The sequence below is a fragment of the Klebsiella sp. HN106 genome, assembly GCF_051209435.1.
Taxonomy (GTDB): domain Bacteria; phylum Pseudomonadota; class Gammaproteobacteria; order Enterobacterales; family Enterobacteriaceae; genus Klebsiella; species Klebsiella oxytoca.
This window is the reverse complement of record NZ_JBLURD010000008.1, coordinates 60,592-82,290: the sequence shown is the minus strand read 5'-3', so window position 1 is coordinate 82,290 and position 21,699 is coordinate 60,592. Positions and strand designations below refer to the sequence as shown.

Genomic DNA, 21,699 nt, shown 5'->3' with positions numbered 1-21,699 from the left:
GAACAAACTTTTAACCGGCAATACGCCGTCGGAGTATGAAATGACTGATTTAACTGCCAGCAGCCTGCGCGCGTTGAAACTGATGGACCTGACCACCCTGAATGATGACGACACTAATGAGAAAGTGATCGCGTTGTGTCATCAGGCCAAAACACCGGTAGGGAATACCGCCGCAGTGTGTATCTACCCGCGCTTTATCCCGATCGCGCGCAAAACGCTGAACGAACAGGGAACCCCGGATATCCGCATTGCGACGGTGACCAACTTCCCGCACGGTAACGATGATATCGATATTGCGCTGGCGGAAACCCGCGCGGCGATTGCCTACGGCGCGGATGAAGTCGACGTCGTCTTCCCTTATCGCGCGCTGATTGCGGGCAACGAACAGGTGGGTTTTGACCTGGTCAAAGCCTGTAAAGAAGCCTGCGCGGCAGCAAACGTGCTGCTGAAAGTCATTATCGAAACCGGCGAGCTGAAAGAAGAAGCGCTGATTCGTAAAGCGTCTGAAATTTCCATCAAAGCCGGCGCTGATTTTATCAAAACGTCGACCGGTAAAGTTCCGGTGAATGCGACCCCGGAAAGCGCGCGCATTATGCTGGAAGTCATCCGCGATATGGGTGTTCAGCAGAGCGTTGGCTTCAAACCGGCAGGCGGCGTGCGCAGCGCGGAAGACGCGCAAAAGTTCCTCGCCATTGCTGATGAGCTGTTCGGGGCCGACTGGGCCGATTCTCGCCACTATCGCTTCGGCGCTTCCAGCCTGCTGGCAAGCCTGCTGAAAGCGTTGGGTCACGGCGATGGTAAGAGCGCCAGCAGCTACTAATACGTAATTTGTCTGACCTTAAGGCCGGATGTCGTCCGGCCTGAGGTTAGTCTTTGACTCTTTCCTCGGGAGGTAATCTTGTTTCTCGCACAAGAAATTATTCGTAAAAAACGTGATGGTCATGCGCTGAGCGATGAAGAAATTCGTTTTTTCATTAACGGTATCCGCGATAACACCATCTCTGAAGGGCAGATCGCCGCGCTGGCGATGACCATTTTTTTCCACGATATGTCTATGCCGGAACGCGTTTCGCTGACCATGGCGATGCGGGATTCAGGAACCGTCCTCGACTGGAAGAGCCTTAATCTTAACGGCCCAATTGTCGATAAACACTCTACCGGCGGCGTAGGCGATGTGACTTCCCTGATGCTGGGGCCGATGGTCGCTGCCTGCGGCGGCTATGTACCGATGATCTCCGGCCGCGGACTCGGTCATACCGGCGGTACGCTGGACAAGCTGGAAGCGATCCCCGGTTTCGATATCTTCCCGGACGATAGCCGCTTCCGTGAAATCATTAAAGATGTCGGCGTCGCGATTATCGGGCAGACCAGCTCTCTGGCACCGGCGGACAAACGTTTTTACGCCACGCGTGATATCACCGCGACGGTGGACTCTATCCCGCTGATCACCGCCTCGATTCTCGCCAAGAAGCTGGCGGAAGGGCTGGACGCGCTGGTGATGGATGTCAAAGTCGGCAGCGGCGCCTTTATGCCCACTTATGAGCTTTCCGCCGCGCTGGCCGAAGCGATCGTCGGCGTTGCTAATGGCGCCGGCGTGCGGACGACAGCCCTGTTGACCGATATGAACCAGGTGCTGGCTTCCAGCGCCGGTAATGCGGTGGAAGTGCGGGAAGCCGTGCAGTTCCTCACCGGCGAGTACCGCAATCCGCGGCTGCTTGAGGTGACGATGGCGCTCTGCGTTGAGATGCTGATTTCCGGCAAGCTGGCGGAGAACGATGCCGATGCGCGGGCTAAGCTTCAGGCGGTGCTTGATAACGGTAAAGCCGCAGAAGTCTTTGGCCGGATGGTGGCGGCGCAAAAAGGCCCTGGCGATTTCGTGGAAAACTACGATAAATACCTGCCGGGCGCGATGCTAAGCAAAGCGGTCTACGCCGAAGGCGAAGGATTTGTTGCCGAAATGGACACTCGCGCGCTGGGCATGGCGGTGGTCTCTATGGGCGGCGGTCGCCGTCAGGCTGCAGATCTAATTGATTACAGCGTCGGCTTCACCGACATGGTTCCCCTCGGCGCGCGCATTGATACGCAGCAGCCGCTGGCGGTTATCCATGCGAAAGATGAGAACAGCTGGCAGGAAGCGGCCAAAGCAGTGAAAGCGGCCATAAAACTTGACGATAAAGCGCCTGAAATTACGCCGACAGTCTATCGTCGTATCACCGAATAGTTATATACTGATCTGATCGCTTTTTTGCAGCGCAAAAGGTACGGAGAATAATATGAAACGTGCATTTATTATGGTGCTGGACTCATTCGGCATCGGTGCGACTGAAGACGCTGAACGCTTTGGCGACGTCGGTTCAGACACCATGGGCCATATTGCAGAAGCTTGTGCCAAAGGCGAGGCTGACAACGGCCGTAAAGGTCCGCTCAATTTGCCTAATCTGACCCGCCTGGGGCTGGTTAAGGCCCATGAAGGTTCTACCGGTAAAGTTGCAGCCGGTATGGACGGCAACGCGGAAGTTATCGGCGCTTACGCATGGGCGCATGAGCTCTCTTCCGGCAAAGACACCCCGTCAGGCCACTGGGAAATCGCCGGCGTGCCGGTTCTGTTTGACTGGGGCTACTTTCCTGAGCATGAAAACAGCTTCCCGCAGGAGCTGCTTGATAAACTGGTTAAGCGCGCAAATCTGCCGGGCTACCTCGGCAACTGCCACTCTTCCGGTACCGTTATCCTCGATCAACTGGGCGAAGAGCATATGAAAACCGGCAAGCCGATTTTCTATACCTCTGCTGACTCGGTGTTCCAGATTGCCTGCCATGAAGAGACCTTTGGTCTCGATAAGCTGTACGAACTGTGCGAAATCGCGCGTGAAGAGCTGACCGAAGGCGGCTACAACATCGGCCGCGTTATTGCGCGTCCGTTTATCGGCGACAAAGCCGGTCACTTCCAGCGCACCGGTAACCGCCACGATCTGGCCGTTGAGCCGCCGGCACCGACGGTGCTACAGAAGCTGGTTGACGAGAAAAAAGGGCAGGTGGTTTCGGTCGGTAAAATCGCCGACATCTATGCCAACTGCGGCATTACTAAAAAAGTGAAGGCGACCGGTCTGGATGCGCTGTTTGACGCCACCATTAAAGAGATGAAAGAAGCGGGGGACGAAACCATCGTCTTCACCAACTTCGTGGACTTCGACTCTTCCTGGGGCCACCGCCGAGATGTTGCTGGCTATGCTGCGGGTCTGGAGCTGTTCGATCGCCGTCTGCCGGAGCTGATGGAACTGGTAGGGGAAGATGACATTCTGATCCTGACCGCTGACCACGGCTGCGACCCGACCTGGACCGGTACTGACCATACCCGCGAACATATTCCGGTACTGATTTATGGCCCGAAAGTGAAGCCGGGTTCGCTGGGTCACCGCGAAACCTTCGCCGATATCGGCCAGACTCTGGCAACGTACTTCGGTACGTCTCCGATGGAATACGGCAAAAACATGCTGTGATTTTTTGCCCGGTGAGTCACGCTCACCGGGCCTTTTTTGTCAGCCTGATTAGGCGTAGCCGCCATCAGGTATAACATTCAGAAGGATTTAACGATGGCTACTCCACACATTAACGCAGAAATGGGCGATTTCGCTGACGTTGTGCTGATGCCTGGCGACCCGCTGCGCGCGAAGCACATTGCCGAAACTTTCCTTGAAGATATCCGTGAAGTAAACAACGTCCGCGGTATGCTGGGCTTCACCGGTACCTATAAAGGCCGCAAAATTTCCGTTATGGGTCACGGTATGGGTATCCCCTCCTGCTCCATTTATGCGAAAGAGCTGATCACCGACTTCGGCGTCAAAAAAATCATTCGCGTAGGCTCCTGCGGCGCGGTGCGTATGGACGTTAAACTGCGCGACGTGGTTATCGGCATGGGCGCCTGCACCGACTCTAAAGTTAACCGTATGCGTTTCAAAGACCACGACTTTGCGGCGATTGCCGACTTTGGCATGGTGCGTAACGCGGTTGACGCGGCAAAAGCGCTGGGCGTTGACGCTCGCGTGGGCAACATCTTCTCTGCTGATCTGTTTTATGCGCCGGACGGCGGTGAGATGTTCGACGTAATGGAAAAATACGGCATTCTGGGCGTGGAAATGGAAGCGGCCGGGATCTACGGCGTCGCGGCGGAATTCGGCGCGAAAGCGCTGACCATCTGCACCGTATCTGACCACATCCGTACCCACGAGCAGACCACGGCTGCTGAACGCCAGACGACCTTCAACGATATGATCAAAATCGCGCTGGAATCCGTTCTGCTGGGCGATAAAGAGTAATCATCTCTTCCTCCCTCTCCCTATGGGAGAGGGGCGACGTGATCTGACCGCACGTTAGCGTACCGCGCCGGCAATCCACGCCGACAGCTCACGCAGCTCTTTCTCCTGCTCCGGGAAATCAACGAATAAAGCCTCGCACTCCTGCTGCAGCATATCCGCGCGGTACGGGCAGCCCTGCAGTCGGGCGGCAAGCGCTTCCAGCGGTGCCGGGTTAAGGCTGTCGGTAAAGACCTGAGTGCGCGTGATATGGCCTTTTTCGACGTCGAAATGGAGCTCTACGCCGCCCCAGGTAAAACGTTCGTCCAGCAGATGGCTGAAAGCCGGTGCCTGGCCAAAGTTCCACTCCCAGCTGCTCTGGCGAGCAAAGGTCGCGGCAAAATTCGGCAGGTCCGGCATTTTCTCCGGGGAGATCACTTCTGCAGTGACGCGTTCGCCGTAATGGGCGAAAAACGCCTCCTGGATCGCCTCGCAGACCTGCTGATGGGTAATGCCCGGTAGCAGCTCGACCAGATTGGCTACGCGCCCGCGTACGGAGGTAATGCCTTTAGCCTGCAGCTTTTTCTTATCGGGATTGAGGTAGTTGGCCAGACGGTTTAAATCGGCGTTCAGCAGCAGCGTTCCGTGGTGAAAGCCGCGATCCATCGTTTCGCGATAGGCGGAGCCGGAGACTTTTCGGTCGCCTTCAGCGGTTTTTACGACCAGATCGTTACGGCCTGAGGCTTCCGCCGTGACGCCCAGCGAATTCAGCGCCGTCAGGACGATATTCGTGGAAACGGTTTTATCGTACTCTGGCTTTCCGGCCATAAAGGTAAAGCAGGTATTGCCCAGATCGTGGAATACCGCGCCGCCGCCGCTGCTGCGACGCGCCAGGCGCACGTTGTCTTCTTCCATACGTCGGGTGTTGCACTCTTTCCACGGGTTTTGTGCGCGGCCAATGACCACCGTATCGGCGTTGCGCCACAGAAACAGCACCCGTTGAGTTGCGGGCATCTGGCGAAAAATGGACTCCTCAACCGCCAGATTGAACCAGGGGTCGTAAGAGTCAGAGAGCAGCAGGCGCAGCGTGGGCATAGCGATTTCCTTATTCTGATTCATCTTTATCTTCATCCTGCACCGGCTTATTGGCGGTAAGCAGGAAAGGCGATTGCTGCCAGCGGGTACGTTTTCCCTGCAGCAGGGTGCGCGTCAGGACGACGCCGATGGCCAGAGATAGCAGCAGCATCAGACGCAGGATATTGGTGGTATTATCGACCTGTTGCGCTTCGGTGGCTAACGTGTGGGTATCCAGCGTCAGGCGCAGGTAGCCGAGCGGCCCATTTTTACCCTGAACAGGCTCAACGATTTGCTGGTTGAAGTAGCCGCCCGCTTTTTTCCCGTCCAGCGCCAGCCGATCGCGTACCTCGACGCTTTCGCCGGAACGCGCCACCAGGTCACCCTGTTCGTCATACACGCCGGCGTCGAGGATCCGGCTTTTATGGGTAAGCTGGTCCAGCAGCTGGCTAATTCGCTTTTCGTCGGGCGTTTCGCTGTGCATCAGCGGCGCCAGGTTCAGCGTGACCTGCTGGGCGAGCGTGCGGGCCAGTTCTTCCAGCTGCGGATTGCGCTGCTTCTGACTGTTCTGGCTAAACCACGAAGCGCCCTGCATAAGGGCGACGAGGAGTGCGAGACAGATCAGAACTATCACCGCGCGATGCAGCCGGAATTTAAGTTTTGCGCGTACCATATTCCACCTTTGAAAATTTGCAGCTTAATGTTGCCAGAAGCGCTGGTTACAAGGTAGCCTCATGCGTTATTTTCCTCGCCTGAATGAAGTTATGTGGAGCCGTGATGCCAAACAGTTTGACCTGGTGCGACCTGCCTGAAGATGTTTCCCAGTGGCCTGGATTGCCGCTTTCCCTGAGCGGTGATGAGGTTATGCCGTTGGATTATCATGCCGGACGTAGCGGCTGGCTGCTGTATGGTCGCGGTCTCAACAAGCGTCGTCTGACCGAATGGCAACGGGAGCTGGGGGCGGCCCTGGTAATTGTTGCCTCCTGGGCGGTTGACGACTATCAGGTGATTCGTCTGGCTGGTTCGTTAACGCTACGAGCGACCCGTCTGGCCCATGAGGCCGGGTTTGACGTCGCGCCGCTGGGGAAAATCCCGCATTTACGCACGCCGGGCCTGCTGGTTATGGATATGGACTCGACGGCGATTCAGATCGAGTGCATTGATGAAATCGCCAAACTGGCTGGTACCGGCGAGCTGGTCTCTGAAGTGACCGAGCGCGCGATGCGCGGCGAACTTGATTTCACCGCCAGCCTGCGTCAGCGGGTAGCGACGCTGAAAGATGCCGATGCCAACATTCTTCTGCAGGTGCGTGAAACGCTGCCGCTGATGCCGGGGCTGACCCAGCTGGTGCTGAAGCTGGAAACGCTCGGCTGGAAGGTGGCGATCGCCTCCGGCGGCTTCACCTTCTTTGCCGAGTATTTGCGCGACAAGCTGCATCTCGACGCGGTGTTCGCCAACGAACTGGAGATCATGGACGGTAAGCTGACCGGCAACGTCATCGGCGATATCGTCGATGCGAAATATAAAGCCAGTACGCTGCGTAAACTGGCGGAAAAGTATGAAATCCCGCCGGCGCAAACCGTCGCTATTGGCGATGGCGCAAACGATCTGCCGATGATTAAAGCGGCAGGACTCGGCATCGCCTATCATGCTAAGCCCAAAGTGAATGAACTGGCGGAAGTGACAATCCGCCACGCTGACCTGATGGGGGTATTCTGTATTCTCTCCGGCAGCATGAATCAAAAGTAAGAGGTTAACGTGGCGAAAGCTCCAAAACGCGCATTTGTCTGTAATGAATGCGGTGCGGATTATCCGCGCTGGCAGGGGCAGTGCAGCGCCTGTCATGCCTGGAATACCATAACCGAGATGCGCATTGCCGCTTCGCCGCAGGTGGCAAGAAACGAACGCCTGTCAGGTTACGCCGGTAATGCCGGCGTATCGAAGGTGCAAAAGCTCTCTGATATCAGCCTCGAAGCGCTGCCGCGCTTTTCGACCGGATTTAAAGAATTTGACCGCGTGCTCGGCGGCGGCGTGGTGCCGGGAAGCGCGATTCTGATCGGCGGTAACCCCGGCGCGGGCAAGTCGACGCTGCTGCTGCAAACCCTGTGTAAGCTCTCCGAAGGCATGAAAACGCTCTACGTCACCGGGGAAGAGTCGCTTCAGCAGGTGGCGATGCGCGCTCACCGCTTAGGTCTGCCCACCGCCAACCTGAATATGCTGTCAGAAACCAGCATTGAGCAGATTTGCCAGATTGCCGACGAAGAAAAGCCGCAGCTGATGGTTATCGACTCCATCCAGGTGATGCATATGGCCGACGTGCAGTCGTCGCCGGGCAGCGTGGCTCAGGTGCGCGAAACGGCGGCCTATTTAACGCGCTTTGCCAAGACGCGCGGCGTGGCGATCGTCATGGTCGGCCACGTGACCAAAGACGGCTCGCTGGCCGGGCCGAAAGTGCTGGAGCACTGTATTGACTGCTCCGTGCTGCTCGACGGCGACGCCGATTCTCGTTTTCGCACCTTGCGCAGCCATAAAAACCGCTTCGGCGCGGTCAACGAGCTGGGCGTATTCGCTATGACCGAGCAGGGGCTACGTGAAGTGAGCAACCCCTCGGCTATCTTCCTGAGCCGCGGTGACGAAGTGACTTCGGGCAGTTCGGTAATGGTGGTCTGGGAAGGTACCCGACCGCTGCTGGTGGAGATCCAGGCGCTGGTCGATCACTCGATGATGTCCAACCCGCGCCGCGTGGCGGTGGGGCTGGAGCAGAACCGTCTGGCGATCCTGCTGGCGGTACTGCATCGTCACGGTGGTCTGCAGATGGCTGACCAGGACGTGTTCGTCAACGTTGTTGGCGGTGTGAAGGTCACCGAAACCAGCGCCGACCTGGCGCTGCTGCTGGCGATGGTTTCCAGCCTGCGCGACCGTCCTCTGCCGCAGGACCTGGTGGTTTTCGGCGAAGTGGGTCTGGCGGGCGAAATTCGCCCGGTGCCGAGCGGCCAGGAGCGTATTTCCGAAGCGGCTAAGCATGGTTTTCGTCGGGCGATTGTTCCGGCCGCGAATGTGCCGAAAAAAGTGCCGGAAGGGATGCAAATCTTTGGCGTGAAAAAGCTTGCGGACGCGCTAAGCGTCTTTGACGACTTATAATAAGTTAAAAGGAGACTCGCCATGTCGTCATTTGACTATTTAAAAAGCGCCATAAAGCAGAAGGGCTGTACGCTACAGCAGGTGGCGGACGCCAGCGGAATGACAAAAGGCTACCTGAGCCAACTGCTGAACGCCAAAATTAAAAGCCCCAGCGCGCAAAAGCTCGAAGCGTTGCACCGGTTTCTCGGGCTGGAGTTTCCACGTCGGCAAAAAAGCGTTGGCGTGGTATTTGGTAAGTTTTACCCGCTGCACACCGGGCACATCTACTTGATTCAGCGCGCCTGTAGCCAGGTCGATGAGCTGCATATCATTATGGGCTACGACGATCCCCGCGATCGCGAGCTGTTTGAAAAGAGCGCGATGTCGCAGCAGCCAACCGTGCCTGACCGCCTGCGCTGGCTGCTGCAAACGTTCAAATATCAAAAAAATATCCGCATCCACGCCTTCAATGAAGAGGGAATGGAGCCTTATCCGCACGGCTGGGACGTCTGGAGCCGCGGGATCCGCGCCTTTATGAGCGAGAAGGGCATTGAGCCTAACTGGATCTACACCTCGGAAGAGGGCGACGCGCCGCAGTATCTGGATCATCTGGGGATTGAAACCGTTCTTATCGATCCTAAACGCACCTTTATGAACATCAGCGGCGGGCAGATTCGTGAGAATCCGTTCCGTTACTGGGAATATATTCCTACCGAAGTGAAGCCCTTTTTCGTACGCACGGTGGCGATCCTCGGCGGTGAGTCGAGCGGGAAGTCGACGCTGGTGAATAAGCTTTCCAATATCTTTAATACCACCAGCGCCTGGGAGTATGGCCGCGACTACGTCTTTTCGCACCTCGGCGGCGATGAGATGGCGCTGCAATATTCCGACTATGACAAAATCGCTCTTGGTCATGCGCAGTATATTGATTTTGCAGTAAAATATGCCAATAAAGTGGCATTTATCGATACTGACTTTGTCAGTACTCAGGCGTTTTGTTTGAAGTATGAAGGGCGGGAACATCCCTTTGTTCAGGCGCTGATCGATGAGTATCGCTTCGACCTGGTCATTCTGCTGGAAAACAACACGCCGTGGGTAGCCGATGGCTTGCGAAGCCTTGGCAGCTCCGTAGACCGCAAAGAGTTCCAGTCGCTGCTGGTGTCGCTGCTCAGGGAGAACGAGATAGATTTTGTGCATGTGAAAGAGGCTGATTACGACGCCCGCTTCCTGCGCTGCGTTGAGCTGGTGAAAGAGATGATGGGCGAGCAGGGATAGGCCTTCTGCGGCCTGATGCCGCATGAATCCCTGGCCCGTCTAAGCGCAGCGTGAGCCGGGGAAATGGCTGAAGCGGTATTGCAGTTGGTTTCCCGGCTGGCGGCATGAATGCCTGAGCCGGGCTACAACACTCTCCCGGCGGGAGAGTGACAAATATTAAAAAGGGCAACCTGCGTTGCCCTTATGCTCTTATTTCGCAATACGTTTGTACTTGATACGCTTCGGCTCCAGCGCATCGGCGCCGAGGGTGCGTTTCTTATACTCTTCGTATTCGGTAAAGTTACCTTCGAAGAACTCCACCTTACCTTCATCCTGGTAGTCCAGAATGTGGGTCGCGATGCGGTCGAGGAACCAGCGGTCGTGCGAGATAACCATCGCGCAGCCCGGGAACTCCAGCAGGGCGTTTTCCAGCGCGCGCAGGGTTTCGATATCCAGGTCGTTGGTCGGTTCATCGAGCAGCAGGACGTTACCGCCAACCTGCAGCAGCTTCGCCAGGTGCAGACGACCGCGCTCACCGCCGGACAATTCGCCAACGCGCTTGCCCTGGTCAACGCCTTTGAAGTTAAAGCGGCCCACGTAGGCGCGGCTCGGCATCTCGGTGTTGCCGATCTTCATGATATCCAGCCCGCCGGAAACTTCTTCCCACACGGTTTTGCTGTTGTCCATAGCGTCGCGGAACTGATCGACGGAGGCCAGCTTGACGGTTTCACCCAGGGTGATAGAACCGGCGTCAGGCTGTTCCTGACCGGACATCATGCGGAACAGGGTCGATTTACCCGCGCCGTTAGGACCGATGATGCCGACGATAGCGCCCTTCGGTACTGAGAAGCTCAGATCGTCAATCAGCACGCGGTCGCCGTAGGACTTACGCAGATTGCTGACTTCCACGACTTTATCCCCCAGACGCGGGCCTGGCGGAATAAACAGTTCGTTGGTTTCGTTACGTTTCTGATACTCGACGTTGTTAAGCTCTTCAAAGCGCGCCAGACGGGCCTTACCCTTAGACTGACGGCCCTTCGCGCCCTGACGGACCCACTCCAGCTCTTTCTCGATTGACTTACGACGCGCCGCTTCCTGAGAAGCTTCCTGCGCCAGACGCTGGTCTTTCTGCTCCAGCCAGGAGGAGTAGTTACCTTCCCACGGAATACCTTCGCCGCGGTCAAGCTCAAGGATCCAGCCGGCCACGTTGTCGAGGAAGTAACGGTCGTGGGTAATCGCCACCACGGTACCTTCGAAGTCGTGAAGGAAACGTTCCAGCCACGCTACGGATTCCGCATCCAGGTGGTTAGTCGGTTCGTCGAGCAGCAGCATGTCTGGCTTTTCGAGCAGCAGACGGCACAGCGCGACGCGGCGGCGTTCACCCCCGGAGAGATTGGCGATTTTCGCGTCCCAGTCCGGCAGACGCAGGGCATCTGCGGCGCGCTCCAGCTGCACGTTCAGGTTATGGCCGTCGTGCGCCTGGATAATCTCTTCAAACTTGCCCTGCTGAGCGGCGAGCTTGTCGAAGTCGGCATCCGGCTCAGCGTACTTCGCGTACACCTCGTCCAGACCTTTCAGCGCATTGACCACTTCGGCCACCGCCTCTTCAACCGACTCACGTACGGTCTGCTCTGGATTGAGCTGCGGCTCCTGCGGCAGATAGCCGATTTTCAGGCCCGGCTGCGGACGAGCTTCGCCTTCGATATCGGTATCAATGCCGGCCATGATGCGTAGCAGGGTAGACTTACCGGCGCCGTTCAGACCGAGAACACCGATTTTTGCGCCAGGGAAGAAGCTCAGGGAGATATTTTTCAGAATATGACGTTTCGGCGGAACCACTTTGCCGACACGATGCATGGTATAAACGAATTGAGCCACGTTGGACTTCGCCTCTCATTTATAATGATAGATAGTTTTCAAAGGCGAAGTGTAGCCTTTTTCGCGCTTTAATCCCAGCGAGGCGATGGGTTTCACAAAAGAGTAAAAAAATGTCCGGGACGTGGCGCGATTCGCGTTGTCTGATTAGCATATCTACGTAATACCTGAAATTTTTGCCCGCGGCATGATGCTGCTGTGATGTACCTGAATAGAGGAAGAGCTTGTGGAAAAAGCCAAAACTGTGACGTGGCGTCTTCTGGCCGCCGGCGTAAGTCTGCTGACGTTAAGCCAACTGGCGCATGCGGATTCACTGGATGAACAGCGCAGCCGCTATGCTCAAACTAAACAGGCATGGGACAACCGACAGATGGATGTCGTCAATCAGCTGATGCCCACCCTGACGACCTATCCGCTTTATCCTTATCTCCAGTATCGTCAGATAACCGACGATCTGATGAACCAACCGGCGCTGGTGGTCACCAATTTTATCGCCGCTAACCCTACGCTGCCTCCCGCACGATCGCTGAAATCCCGCTTTGTTAACGAACTGGCGCGTCGCGACGACTGGCGAGGCCTGCTGGCGTTTAGCCCGGAGAAACCGACCGGTACCGAAGCGCAGTGTAATTACTACTATGCGAAATGGAACGTCGGCCAGACTCAGGAAGCCTGGGATGGGGCGAAAGCGCTGTGGCTGAGCGGCAAAAGCCAGCCAAACGCCTGCGATCGGCTATTTGGCGCCTGGCGGGCCTCAGGTCAGCAGGATCCGTTGGCCTATCTTGAACGGATCCGTCTGGCGATGAAGGCGGGAAATACCAGCCTGGTAAGGGTTCTGGCCCAGCAGATGCCGTCCGATTATCAAACGATTGCGACGGCGGTTATCGCGCTGGCTAACGATCCGAATAGCGTTATGACCTTTGCCCGTACAACCGGCGCGACGGATTTTACCCGCCAGATGGCGGCGGTCGCCTTTGCCAGCGTTGCGCGGCAGGACGTGGAAAATGCGCGCCTGATGATCCCTTCATTAGCGCAGGCGCAGCAGCTTAATGAAGATCAAATCCAGGAGCTGCGTGACATCGTCGCCTGGCGACTGATGGGCAGCGACGTGACCGAAGAGCAGGCCATCTGGCGCGACGACGCTATCATGCGCTCCCAATCGACTTCGTTGGTGGAGCGCCGGGTACGTATGGCGCTTGGTCTTGGCGATCGTCGCGGCCTGAATACCTGGCTGGCGCGTTTGCCGATGGAAGCGAAAGAGAAGGATGAATGGCGCTACTGGCAGGCCGATCTGCTGCTGGAGCGCGGGCGCGATGATGAAGCGAAAGATATTCTGCGCTCGCTGATGCAGCAGCGCGGTTTCTACCCGATGGTCGCAGCCCAGCGCCTGGGCGAGGAGTACACTTTCCGTATTGATAAAGCTCCCGCTAATCTCGATCCGGCGCTGACCTCCGGGCCGGAAATGGCGCGAGTCCGCGAGCTCATGTACTGGAATATGGACAATACCGCCCGCAGCGAGTGGGCCAATCTGGTCACCAGCAAGACCAAAGATCAGCAGGCACAGCTGGCGCGTTACGCGTTTAATCAGAACTGGTGGGATCTCAGCGTTCAGGCCACGATCGCCGGGAAACTGTGGGATCAACTGGAAGAGCGTTTCCCGCTGGCCTATAACGATCTTTTCAAACGCTACATCAGAGGGAAAGATATTCCGCAAAGCTACGCGATGGCCATTGCGCGTCAGGAGAGCGCCTGGAACCCGAAAGCCGGTTCACCGGTAGGTGCCCGCGGTCTGATGCAGATTATGCCGGGTACGGCGACGCATACGGTGAGCATGTTCAGTATCCCTGGCTATAGCGGTCCATCGCGGCTGCTGGATCCGGAAATGAACATCAACATTGGTACCAGCTATCTGCAGTATGTTTATCAGCAGTTTGGCAATAACCGTATCTTCGCCTCAGCGGCCTATAACGCCGGGCCAGGGCGGGTGCGCACGTGGCGGGGCAACAGCGGCGGCCGTATTGACGCGGTGGCGTTCGTCGAGAGCATTCCGTTCTCTGAAACGCGCGGCTACGTCAAAAACGTTTTGTCCTATGATGCCTACTATCGCTATTTTATGGGCCAGAAAGATGCTCTGCTGAGCGATGCGGAGTGGAAGCTGCGCTACTAGCGCTGTCGTTTTCGGGCAACATAGCAAAAGGCGATGTTGCCCGAAATCCGTAGAGTCCGGACAGAAGTATGTTATGCTTTGTACTCGTTAGTGAGTACATCCGACAGGTGGCGTAACATGACCCAACAATCCCCCTATTCAGCAGCGGTAGCCGAACAGCGTCATCAGGAGTGGCTGCGTTTTGTCGCGCTCTTACAGCAGGCGTACGCCGACGATCTTCATCTGCCGCTTTTACAGCTTATGCTGACCCCCGACGAGCGCGAGGCGCTGGGTACGCGGGTACGTATTATTGAAGAGCTGCTGCGCGGTGAGATGAGCCAGCGCGAGCTAAAAAATGAACTCGGCGCCGGCATCGCGACTATCACCCGCGGTTCGAACAGCCTCAAGTCAGCGCCGCCGGAGCTGCGTTTATGGCTGGAGCAGTCGTTGTTTAACGCTGGCGATAAATAGCGTTATGAAACGGACTTAGCGCCAGCACGACGGCCTGATGATAAACGCTGCTGCGGGTCAGTTTTCCGGCCGTAAATACGCCGATTGCGCCCTCTTTACGGCCAATTTCATCGATGCCGGTATGCTGAGACATCACTGGACCCAGCGCTTCCCCTGCCTGAACTTTTTCAAGAATGACCTGCGGCAGCGGTAGGGTTGCCGAGCGCGCTTCGCCGCGCAGGCTACCGTTATCGATGGTCACCCAGCTAAAAGTGCTGCCCTCGTCGATTCCGGCTTCAATGGCGACCCAAAAGTCCGCATTTGGCTGCGCAAGACGCGCGTTAGCCACGCGATTTCGTGCGCCAGCGCGCGTTTCGTCGCTACCAAAAGGCTGTTCCGGCACGCCGCTCTCGACGGAGACGGACTCAATGTGGCAGGATCCTTCGCCGAAGATCTCGTTGAAAGCCTGCAGAATTGCCTGAATTTTGGCGGGATTAGTGGTAGCTGAGACAACATGGTGCATAATCAAAATAACTCAGAATGACTTAACATCATCGCAGTATACTCCAAACCCTTCTTGTTGCAGGCGGCTATGCTTGAAGCGAGAGGGTTAAGAGCTCATAACGGATAATAAAGCATGTTACAGGTATACCTTGTTCGCCACGGTGAAACGCAGTGGAACGCCGAGCGACGTATTCAGGGCCAGTCCGACAGTCCGCTTACCGCCCACGGTGAGCGTCAGGCCTGGCAGGTAGGCGAGCGCGCCAGAACGCTGGGGATTACGCATATAATTGCCAGCGACTTAGGTCGGACGCGGCGTACCGCAGAAATCATCGCTGAAGCCTGCGGATGCAGCGTCATAACCGATTCACGCTTGCGTGAGCTGGATATGGGCGTGCTGGAAAAGCGCCATATTGACTCGCTAAGCGAAGAAGAAGAGGGCTGGCGTCGCCAGCTGGTCAACGGCACGCCCGATGGGCGTATCCCGCAGGGGGAATCGATGCAGGAGCTGAGCGAGCGTATGCATGCGGCGCTGGCATCTTGCCTGGAACTGCCCGCAGGCAGCCGGCCGCTGTTGGTGAGCCACGGCATGGCGCTGGGATGTCTGGTGAGTACGATTCTTGGTTTGCCGGCATACGCGGAGCGACGTCTGCGTCTGCGCAACTGCTCCATTTCCCGCGTTGACTATCAGCAGAGCCCCTGGCTGGCGTCAGGATGGGTAGTGGAAACCGCGGGGGATGTTTCGCATCTTGATGCCCCCGCGATGGATGAACTACAGCGTTAACGACGAATCGGGATCAGGTATTCGCAGCGTAGCTGAATGGGCGGTTCCTGATTCCGGCTTTCATCTTCCGGAAAGAAACGTTCGATATCCAGACCTTTACGGCGGGTGAGGTTGAGCATCGGCATGCAGGTGCCGTAAACCGTCAGAATAAATTCCTGTAACCCGGTACCCAATCCTTCGTAGGTAAACATCACGTACTCGCCGCCTTCCAGCGTCACCGGATGGGCGTTGTGCAGGTGACCGTTAGCCAGCTCCGGCGTCAGCGCGGTGGTGTAGAACACCTCCTGCTCATCGTCTTTATCCATGCTGGGGCGCGGTTCGTGCAGGCCGTACAGCGTCGGAGGAATTGACGGCGTATTGGCGAGGAATTCACGCCAGAACTGAACGCGCATCTGATTACGGAAATCGGAGATCTCTTCCAGCTTACAGGTATAGCTCTGAGTGACGCCAACCAGCTGAGTGGTGTTCAGCGTGACGAATTCATACTGCGGCATGGTGAACTCGCCCAGACGCAGCGGAGGGCGCATACCGTAAGAACTCCAGTCTGGAGAGCGTCGATAGAGGGCTGGCGTCAGCGAAAACTGCTTTTTGAAAGCACGCGTAAACGTCTGCTGCGAATCAAAACGATACTGCAGCGCGATATCGAGAATCGGACGTGCGGTCAGGCGCAGGGCAACCGCTGACTTAGATAAGCGACGGGCGCGAATATAGGCACCGATGGCGTGGCCGGTGACGTCCTTGAACATTCTTTGCAGATGCCACTTGGAATAACCTGCCTTCGCTGCCACATTGTCCAGTGAGAGTGGCTGATCCAGGTGACCTTCCAGCCAGCTAAGGAGATCGCGAATAATCCCTGCTTGATCCATAAAATATCCCCATCCTTAAACTCAGGTGCCTGATACTAAAGGTAGCGGATAATAGCATTTTTTGATGTTTTAGCATTCAGTGTTTTTTTTGCTTTTAAATGCGATTATTCCACAAGTATCGGTGGTAATTTTGTAAAGCTGTGATCTATAAAACTTTTCTTCATAATGAGTGATAATCACTCAGCTAAATTTTTAAGAATGGTAACAATATGAAATACAAGAAGTTAGTTGCAGGAATGTTTTTACTGGCCGGCTGTCAGGTGGCTCAGGCGGAGCAAATCGGCTCCGTGGATACGGTATTTAAGTTTCTTGGTCCGGATCATAAAATCGTCGTGGAGGCCTTTGACGATCCGGATGTCCAGAACGTGACGTGCTACATCAGTCGCGCGAAAACCGGCGGAATTAAAGGCGGGTTAGGCCTGGCGGAAGATACCTCTGATGCCGCAATTTCCTGTCAGCAGGTGGGGCCCATTGAGCTGACGGATAAAATTAAAAACGGGAAAAAGCAGGGCGATGTGGTATTCCAGAAACGCACCTCGCTGGTTTTTAAAAAGCTGCAGGTCGTGCGTTTTTATGATGCGAAACGCAATGCGCTGGTCTATCTGACCTATTCAGATAAAATCGTTGATGGCTCGCCGAAGAATGCGCTTAGCGCCGTGCCGATTATGCCATGGAATAAATAACAGGGAACGCCGATGCAACAACCGCGGATCTGGTTGGTGGAAGATGAGCTCAGCATTGCCGATACGCTTGTCTACATGCTGCAACAGGAAGGATTTATCGTTACGGCGTTTGAGCGCGGGCTACCCGCTCTGGATGCCGCCCATCATCAAATACCCGACCTGGCGATCCTCGACGTCGGGCTGCCGGATATCAGCGGTTTTGAGCTATGCCGTCGTCTGCTGGCCCGCTATCCGGCGTTGCCGGTGCTGTTCCTGACGGCCCGCAGCGAAGAGGTGGATAAGCTGCTTGGCCTGGAAATCGGCGCCGATGATTATATCGCCAAGCCCTTTTCCCCTCGTGAAGTGTGCGCCAGGGTGCGCACCGTCCTGCGGCGGCTGCAAAAATTTGCCGCGCCTTCACCGCTGCTACGGGTAGGGGAATTTACTTTGCATGACGCTGCGGCTCAGGTTACGTGGTGCGGACAGCCCCTGAATCTGACCCGCTATGAGTTTTTATTATTAAAAACGCTGCTTCACTCTCCCGGCCGCATTTTTTCTCGCCAGCTGCTGATGGAGCAAGTTTGGGGCGACGCGAACGAGAGCTTCGATCGCACCGTGGATACCCATATCAAAACGCTGCGCGCGAAGCTGCGAGAAGTTAACCCCAATATCTCCCCTATTAGTACGCATCGCGGCATGGGATACAGCCTTGGAGGTTAGTGATGCGCATCGGAATGCGGCTGCTGCTGGGCTATTTTTTGATTGTCGCTATCGCGGCCTGGTTTGTGCTTTCCATCTTTGTCCAGGAGATTAAGCCCGGGGTGCGGCGGGCAACGGAAGGTACGCTGATTGATACGGCCACCTTGCTTGCCGAGTTGGCCCGCGAGGATTTACTCTCCGCCGATCCCCAGCATGGGCGGCTGGCCCAGGCTTTCCAGTCGCTTCATCGACAACCGATTAACGCCAATATCGCCGGCATTAATAAAGTGCGTAACGAATATCATATCTATCTGACCGACGCGCAGGGCAAAGTGGTATTTGATTCGGCGGGCAAAGCGCTGGGACAGGACTATTCGCGCTGGAACGATGTCTGGCTCACTTTACGCGGTCAATATGGGGCGCGCAGTACCCGCAGCGACCCGAACGACGACAACAGCTCGGTGATGTATATTGCCGCGCCGGTGAGCGACAATGGCCGGATCATTGGCGTGCTGAGCGTTGGGAAACCCAATCTGGCCATGGCCCCGGTAATCAAACGCAGCGAGCGCCGTATTCTGTGGGCCGGAGGCGCGCTGCTGGGTATCGCGCTACTGATCGGCGCCGGGATGGTGTGGTGGATTAATTTCTCCATCGGCAAGCTGGTTCGCTACGCGGACTCCGTGACCGCCGACCGCCCGGTTCCGTTGCCGGATGTCGGCGGCAGCGAACTGCGTAGGCTGGCGCAGGCGCTGGAGAGTATGCGCCTTAAGCTGGAAGGAAAAAACGCCATTGAAAACTACGTGTATGCCTTGACCCATGAGCTGAAGAGCCCGCTGGCGGCGATTCGCGGCGCGGCAGAAATTCTCCAGGAAGCGCCTCCGCCTGAGATCGCAGCGCGTTTTACCCGTAATATCCTGGCGCAGAATGCGCGTATGCAGTCGCTAGTAGAAAATTTACTCCAGCAGGCCCGGCTGGAGAATCGGCTGGAGATCGCCAGGCGTCCCGTCTCTGTAGCGGCGCTTTTTCGCCGCCTTGCCGAGGAGCGAGAGATCGCGCTGGCGGCGAAAAACCTCAGGCTACGCTGGCAGGAGACAACCCTGACGGTTGAGGGCGATCGCGAACTTTTGGCGCAGGCGTTGGGCAATCTCCTTGATAACGCTATCGATTTCACTCCTGTGGAAGGAGTGATCCTGCTTGGCGCGGAAGAAAACGATGGCGGCGTACTCTTGACCGTAAGCGATACGGGAAGCGGTGTTCCAGACTATGCGCTGGGGCGTATTTTTGAGCGTTTCTACTCACTGCCGCGCGACGATGGACATAAAAGCAGCGGCCTGGGGCTGGCATTTGTGCGTGAGGTTGCGCGCCTGCATCAGGGGGATATTCAGCTGATTAATCGCCCTGAAGGCGGGGCGTGCGCTTTGCTGAGACTTCACGCTCACTTCACATAGCTTCAAACTCTCCCCACATAGCCTCTTTATGGTGAGCGCATCACTAAGGAGAGGGCTATGTTGAAATCACCACTATTCTGGAAAATGAGCACCCTGCTGGGATGTATTTTACTGTTGTCGATCCCGCTGATGATTGTCAGACAGCTGATCGACGAACGCGCGGATTATCGTAGCGACGTCATTGAGGCTCTGGAGAGCAGCACCAGCGGGGCGCAGAAGCTGGCCGGGCCGCTCATCGCCATTCCCGTAACCGAGACGTTGACTCGGGTTGAGGGCAAAAAAACGGTCGAATATCAGAATCAATGGGTGCATTACTGGCTGCCGGAGACGCTGGCGGTTAACGGTAATCAGGACGTTGAATCCCGGCGGGTCGGTATCTATGAAGGGCAAATCTGGCACAATAATCTCAGCATCAAGGCGCATTTTGACCCGGCACGAATCACGGCGCTCAGGAAAAGTACGATTACGCTGGGGAGGCCATTTCTGGTCGTTAGCGTTAGCGATGCGCGCGGGATTGGCGAGATTAAGGCTCCTGAGGTCAACGGCGAGACGCTGTCCGTTGAGCCAGGGCCCGGCACTGGCGAGAGCGGAGAGGGCATTCATATGCCAATGCCGCTGTTGTTACCTGAACAAAAAGCGCTGGATATTGAATTCACACTTAATCTGAATGGTAGCGGCAGCTTCTCGGTGGTACCGCTTGGGCGCAACAGCACGCTACAGCTAACCAGCAACTGGCCGCATCCGGGATTCCTTGGCGATTTTTTACCCGGCAAGCGTGAGGTTAGCCCAACAGGCTATAGCGCACAGTGGCAAAGTACCTGGTTTGCCAACAATATGGCCAGGTTTTTTGTCGATGACCGGGAAATTGAGTGGCGTCAGCTACCTGCATTCAACGTGAATGTCACCACGCCTGCCGATCAATATCAGCTGACCGACAGGGCGACAAAATATGCCATTCTATTGATAGCACTGACATTTATGGCGTTCTTTGTGTTTGAAAGTTTAACCCTTTATCGTATGCACCCCATGCAGTATATGCTGGTGGGGCTGTCGCTGGTTATGTTCTATCTGGTGCTGCTGGCGCTGTCCGAACATATCGGCTTTACGTCATCATGGATTGCCGCCAGTTTGATTGGCGCGCTCATCAATGGCGTGTATCTTCAGGCGGTGCTGAAAGGGTGGCGGAATAGCTTTCTGTTCGTCTGTGCGCTACTGCTGCTGGATGGCATTATGTGGCTGCTGCTGCGTTCGGAAGATAGCGCATTATTGCTGGGTACCGGTGTGCTGCTGCTGGCGTTAAGTGCGCTTATGTTCCTGACTCGCCATGTTGACTGGTACGCGTTATCTCTGCCGAAAGCCAAAGATAATCAGCCAGGCGTTGGCGATGATGTTGGCGATGATGACGATAGGCTCAGGATCTGGAAATAAAAAAACGGCGCGAATAGCGCCGTTTTTACGTTATGACAGCAAGAAAAACGGAGTTATTCCTGCAGGTCGCCACAGAAGCGGTACCCCTCGCCATGAATGGTGGCGATAATTTCCGGGGTGTCCGGAGTGGACTCAAAATGCTTACGAATGCGACGGATGGTCACGTCCACGGTACGGTCGTGCGGCTTCAGCTCACGGCCGGTCATTTTCTTCAGCAGTTCTGCACGCGACTGGATTTTGCCCGGATTTTCGCAGAAGTGCAGCATGGCGCGGAATTCACTGCGCGGCAGCTTATACTGCTCACCATTTGGGCTTACCAGCGAACGGCTATTGATATCCAGCTCCCAGCCGTTGAACTTATAGCTTTCTACGCTGCGGCGTTCTTCGCTCACGGTACCCAGGTTCATGGTACGGGAGAGGAGGTTGCGAGCGCGGATCGTCAGTTCACGCGGGTTGAACGGTTTAGTGATATAGTCATCGGCGCCGATTTCGAGGCCAAGGATTTTATCCACTTCGTTATCGCGACCGGTGAGGAACATCAGCGCGACGTCCGCCTGCTCACGCAGCTCGCGTGCTAACAGGAGACCATTTTTGCCTGGCAGGTTGATATCCATGATCACCAGGTTGATATCATTTTCAGACAGGATCTGATGCATTTCCGCGCCATCGGTCGCTTCGAATACATCATAACCTTCTGCTTCGAAAATACTTTTTAACGTGTTGCGTGTTACCAACTCGTCTTCAACGATAAGAATGTGCGGGGTCTGCATGTTTGCTACCTAAATTGCCAACTAAATCGAAACAGGAAGTACCAAAGTCCCTGACCTGCCTGGTGCATGTCGCAAATTAACATGCCCGGCGTAACATGACTAAAGTACGTAATTGCGTTCTTGATGCACTTTCCATCAACGTCAACAACATCATTAGCTTGGTCGTGGGTACTTTCCCTCTGGACCCGACGGTGTCAAAAACGGCTGTCATCCTAACCATTTTAACAGCAACATAACAGGCTAAGTGAGGCATGACACCCAATAAAACTACGCTTCGTTGACATATATCAAGTTCAATTGTAGCACGTTAACAGTCATGTGAAATCATTGCATCTA

21 protein-coding genes are annotated in these 21,699 nt (G+C 55.9%); 15 read left to right on the top strand and 6 right to left on the bottom strand.

What is annotated here, in order from left to right; all coding sequences use genetic code 11:
- Window positions 1-40: 40 nt before the first annotated feature.
- The 4 genes from deoC to deoD all read left to right on the top strand — a co-directional run bounded on the left by deoC (window position 41) and on the right by deoD (window position 4,313).
- Complete coding sequence (deoC, locus tag ACSIPU_RS18920; RefSeq protein ID WP_004098396.1) at window positions 41-820, top strand: deoxyribose-phosphate aldolase; 780 nt, start codon at window positions 41-43, stop codon at window positions 818-820.
- Window positions 821-898: 78 nt separating this feature from the next.
- On the top strand, window positions 899-2,221 hold the full coding sequence (gene deoA / locus ACSIPU_RS18915) for a thymidine phosphorylase (protein ID WP_004108464.1): 1,323 nt from the start codon (window positions 899-901) through the stop codon (window positions 2,219-2,221).
- Window positions 2,222-2,273: 52 nt separating this feature from the next.
- Window positions 2,274-3,497 carry a phosphopentomutase gene (gene deoB / locus ACSIPU_RS18910; RefSeq protein WP_004108462.1) on the top strand — a complete coding sequence of 408 codons (1,224 nt, stop codon included), beginning with the start codon at window positions 2,274-2,276 and terminating at the stop codon, window positions 3,495-3,497.
- 93 nt (window positions 3,498-3,590) lie between these two features.
- Window positions 3,591-4,313, top strand: a complete 723-nt coding sequence (gene deoD, locus ACSIPU_RS18905) for a purine-nucleoside phosphorylase (RefSeq protein WP_004108460.1) — start codon at window positions 3,591-3,593, stop codon at window positions 4,311-4,313.
- 54 nt (window positions 4,314-4,367) lie between these two features.
- Here the strand turns inward: deoD and lplA are convergent, their stop codons facing one another.
- Window positions 4,368-5,384 (bottom strand): lipoate--protein ligase LplA, encoded by a 1,017-nt coding sequence (gene lplA / locus ACSIPU_RS18900; protein WP_032728933.1) that lies wholly within the window; start codon window positions 5,382-5,384, stop codon window positions 4,368-4,370.
- Between the two features lie 10 nt (window positions 5,385-5,394).
- On the bottom strand, window positions 5,395-6,036 hold the full coding sequence (locus ACSIPU_RS18895) for a YtjB family periplasmic protein (RefSeq protein ID WP_004108456.1): 642 nt from the start codon (window positions 6,034-6,036) through the stop codon (window positions 5,395-5,397).
- 104 nt (window positions 6,037-6,140) lie between these two features.
- Between ACSIPU_RS18895 and serB the strand changes: the two genes are divergently transcribed.
- From serB to nadR, 3 genes are read left to right on the top strand one after another with little or no spacing between them, the layout of a single operon-like run.
- Window positions 6,141-7,112, top strand: coding sequence for a phosphoserine phosphatase (gene serB, locus ACSIPU_RS18890; protein WP_004108454.1), 972 nt, complete (start codon window positions 6,141-6,143; stop codon window positions 7,110-7,112).
- Window positions 7,113-7,121: 9 nt separating this feature from the next.
- The gene (gene radA / locus ACSIPU_RS18885) at window positions 7,122-8,504 is read left to right on the top strand and encodes a DNA repair protein RadA (RefSeq protein WP_004110386.1); all 1,383 of its coding nucleotides are present in this window, start codon (window positions 7,122-7,124) and stop codon (window positions 8,502-8,504) included.
- Between the two features lie 21 nt (window positions 8,505-8,525).
- On the top strand, window positions 8,526-9,758 hold the full coding sequence (nadR, locus tag ACSIPU_RS18880) for a multifunctional transcriptional regulator/nicotinamide-nucleotide adenylyltransferase/ribosylnicotinamide kinase NadR (protein ID WP_004108450.1): 1,233 nt from the start codon (window positions 8,526-8,528) through the stop codon (window positions 9,756-9,758).
- Between the two features lie 189 nt (window positions 9,759-9,947).
- On the opposite strand, the gene ettA is transcribed toward nadR, so the two are convergent.
- The gene (gene ettA / locus ACSIPU_RS18875) at window positions 9,948-11,615 is read right to left on the bottom strand and encodes an energy-dependent translational throttle protein EttA (protein WP_004108448.1); all 1,668 of its coding nucleotides are present in this window, start codon (window positions 11,613-11,615) and stop codon (window positions 9,948-9,950) included.
- Between the two features lie 223 nt (window positions 11,616-11,838).
- On the opposite strand from ettA, the gene sltY reads away from it, so the two are divergent.
- Both sltY and trpR read left to right on the top strand, forming a co-directional pair.
- Window positions 11,839-13,776 carry a murein transglycosylase gene (gene sltY / locus ACSIPU_RS18870; RefSeq protein WP_017145038.1) on the top strand — a complete coding sequence of 646 codons (1,938 nt, stop codon included), beginning with the start codon at window positions 11,839-11,841 and terminating at the stop codon, window positions 13,774-13,776.
- Window positions 13,777-13,893: 117 nt separating this feature from the next.
- Window positions 13,894-14,226, top strand: coding sequence for a trp operon repressor (gene trpR, locus ACSIPU_RS18865; protein ID WP_004108439.1), 333 nt, complete (start codon window positions 13,894-13,896; stop codon window positions 14,224-14,226).
- On the opposite strand, the gene yjjX is transcribed toward trpR, so the two are convergent.
- Window positions 14,207-14,728 carry an inosine/xanthosine triphosphatase gene (gene yjjX, locus ACSIPU_RS18860; RefSeq protein WP_004110389.1) on the bottom strand — a complete coding sequence of 174 codons (522 nt, stop codon included), beginning with the start codon at window positions 14,726-14,728 and terminating at the stop codon, window positions 14,207-14,209. The two genes, trpR and yjjX, sit on opposite strands and share 20 nt — an antisense overlap.
- Window positions 14,729-14,842: 114 nt before the next feature.
- Between yjjX and gpmB the strand changes: the two genes are divergently transcribed.
- Window positions 14,843-15,490, top strand: a complete 648-nt coding sequence (gene gpmB, locus ACSIPU_RS18855) for a 2,3-diphosphoglycerate-dependent phosphoglycerate mutase GpmB (protein WP_004108435.1) — start codon at window positions 14,843-14,845, stop codon at window positions 15,488-15,490.
- On the opposite strand, the gene robA is transcribed toward gpmB, so the two are convergent.
- Window positions 15,487-16,356: an MDR efflux pump AcrAB transcriptional activator RobA gene (robA, locus tag ACSIPU_RS18850; protein WP_004108433.1), complete on the bottom strand. Its 870-nt coding sequence runs from the start codon at window positions 16,354-16,356 to the stop codon at window positions 15,487-15,489. The two genes, gpmB and robA, sit on opposite strands and share 4 nt — an antisense overlap.
- A gap of 209 nt (window positions 16,357-16,565) precedes the next feature.
- Here robA and creA point away from each other — a divergent pair, with 209 nt between their 5' ends.
- Genes creA through creD form a run of 4 tightly spaced genes read left to right on the top strand, consistent with a single transcriptional unit; the run spans window position 16,566 to window position 20,593 of the window.
- Window positions 16,566-17,039, top strand: a complete 474-nt coding sequence (gene creA / locus ACSIPU_RS18845) for a protein CreA (RefSeq protein ID WP_004110391.1) — start codon at window positions 16,566-16,568, stop codon at window positions 17,037-17,039.
- Window positions 17,040-17,051: 12 nt separating this feature from the next.
- On the top strand, window positions 17,052-17,738 hold the full coding sequence (gene creB / locus ACSIPU_RS18840) for a two-component system response regulator CreB (protein ID WP_004108429.1): 687 nt from the start codon (window positions 17,052-17,054) through the stop codon (window positions 17,736-17,738).
- Between the two features lie 2 nt (window positions 17,739-17,740).
- Window positions 17,741-19,165 (top strand): two-component system sensor histidine kinase CreC, encoded by a 1,425-nt coding sequence (gene creC / locus ACSIPU_RS18835; protein ID WP_032728866.1) that lies wholly within the window; start codon window positions 17,741-17,743, stop codon window positions 19,163-19,165.
- Between the two features lie 57 nt (window positions 19,166-19,222).
- Entirely contained in the window at window positions 19,223-20,593 is a 1,371-nt protein-coding gene (gene creD, locus ACSIPU_RS18830; RefSeq protein WP_004110399.1) for a cell envelope integrity protein CreD, read from the top strand.
- Window positions 20,594-20,646: 53 nt separating this feature from the next.
- On the opposite strand, the gene arcA is transcribed toward creD, so the two are convergent.
- A complete protein-coding gene (gene arcA, locus ACSIPU_RS18825; RefSeq protein WP_002887843.1) occupies window positions 20,647-21,363 on the bottom strand; it encodes a two-component system response regulator ArcA in 717 nt (238 codons plus the stop codon).
- Window positions 21,364-21,458: 95 nt separating this feature from the next.
- Here arcA and yjjY point away from each other — a divergent pair, with 95 nt between their 5' ends.
- Window positions 21,459-21,599 carry a protein YjjY gene (yjjY, locus tag ACSIPU_RS18820; protein WP_001541509.1) on the top strand — a complete coding sequence of 47 codons (141 nt, stop codon included), beginning with the start codon at window positions 21,459-21,461 and terminating at the stop codon, window positions 21,597-21,599.
- Window positions 21,600-21,699 lie beyond the last annotated feature (100 nt).

Coding starts and splice junctions, on each gene's coding strand:
- deoC (WP_004098396.1), top strand. CDS start 41: ATGACTGATTTAACTGCCAGCAGCCTGCGCGCGTTGAAACTGATGGAC.
- deoB (WP_004108462.1), top strand. CDS start 2,274: ATGAAACGTGCATTTATTATGGTGCTGGACTCATTCGGCATCGGTGCG.
- deoD (WP_004108460.1), top strand. CDS start 3,591: ATGGCTACTCCACACATTAACGCAGAAATGGGCGATTTCGCTGACGTT.
- lplA (WP_032728933.1), bottom strand. CDS start 5,384: ATGCCCACGCTGCGCCTGCTGCTCTCTGACTCTTACGACCCCTGGTTC.
- ACSIPU_RS18895 (WP_004108456.1), bottom strand. CDS start 6,036: ATGGTACGCGCAAAACTTAAATTCCGGCTGCATCGCGCGGTGATAGTT.
- serB (WP_004108454.1), top strand. CDS start 6,141: ATGCCAAACAGTTTGACCTGGTGCGACCTGCCTGAAGATGTTTCCCAG.
- nadR (WP_004108450.1), top strand. CDS start 8,526: ATGTCGTCATTTGACTATTTAAAAAGCGCCATAAAGCAGAAGGGCTGT.
- trpR (WP_004108439.1), top strand. CDS start 13,894: ATGACCCAACAATCCCCCTATTCAGCAGCGGTAGCCGAACAGCGTCAT.
- yjjX (WP_004110389.1), bottom strand. CDS start 14,728: ATGCACCATGTTGTCTCAGCTACCACTAATCCCGCCAAAATTCAGGCA.
- gpmB (WP_004108435.1), top strand. CDS start 14,843: ATGTTACAGGTATACCTTGTTCGCCACGGTGAAACGCAGTGGAACGCC.
- robA (WP_004108433.1), bottom strand. CDS start 16,356: ATGGATCAAGCAGGGATTATTCGCGATCTCCTTAGCTGGCTGGAAGGT.
- creA (WP_004110391.1), top strand. CDS start 16,566: ATGAAATACAAGAAGTTAGTTGCAGGAATGTTTTTACTGGCCGGCTGT.
- creB (WP_004108429.1), top strand. CDS start 17,052: ATGCAACAACCGCGGATCTGGTTGGTGGAAGATGAGCTCAGCATTGCC.
- creC (WP_032728866.1), top strand. CDS start 17,741: ATGCGCATCGGAATGCGGCTGCTGCTGGGCTATTTTTTGATTGTCGCT.
- creD (WP_004110399.1), top strand. CDS start 19,223: ATGTTGAAATCACCACTATTCTGGAAAATGAGCACCCTGCTGGGATGT.
- arcA (WP_002887843.1), bottom strand. CDS start 21,363: ATGCAGACCCCGCACATTCTTATCGTTGAAGACGAGTTGGTAACACGC.
- yjjY (WP_001541509.1), top strand. CDS start 21,459: ATGACTAAAGTACGTAATTGCGTTCTTGATGCACTTTCCATCAACGTC.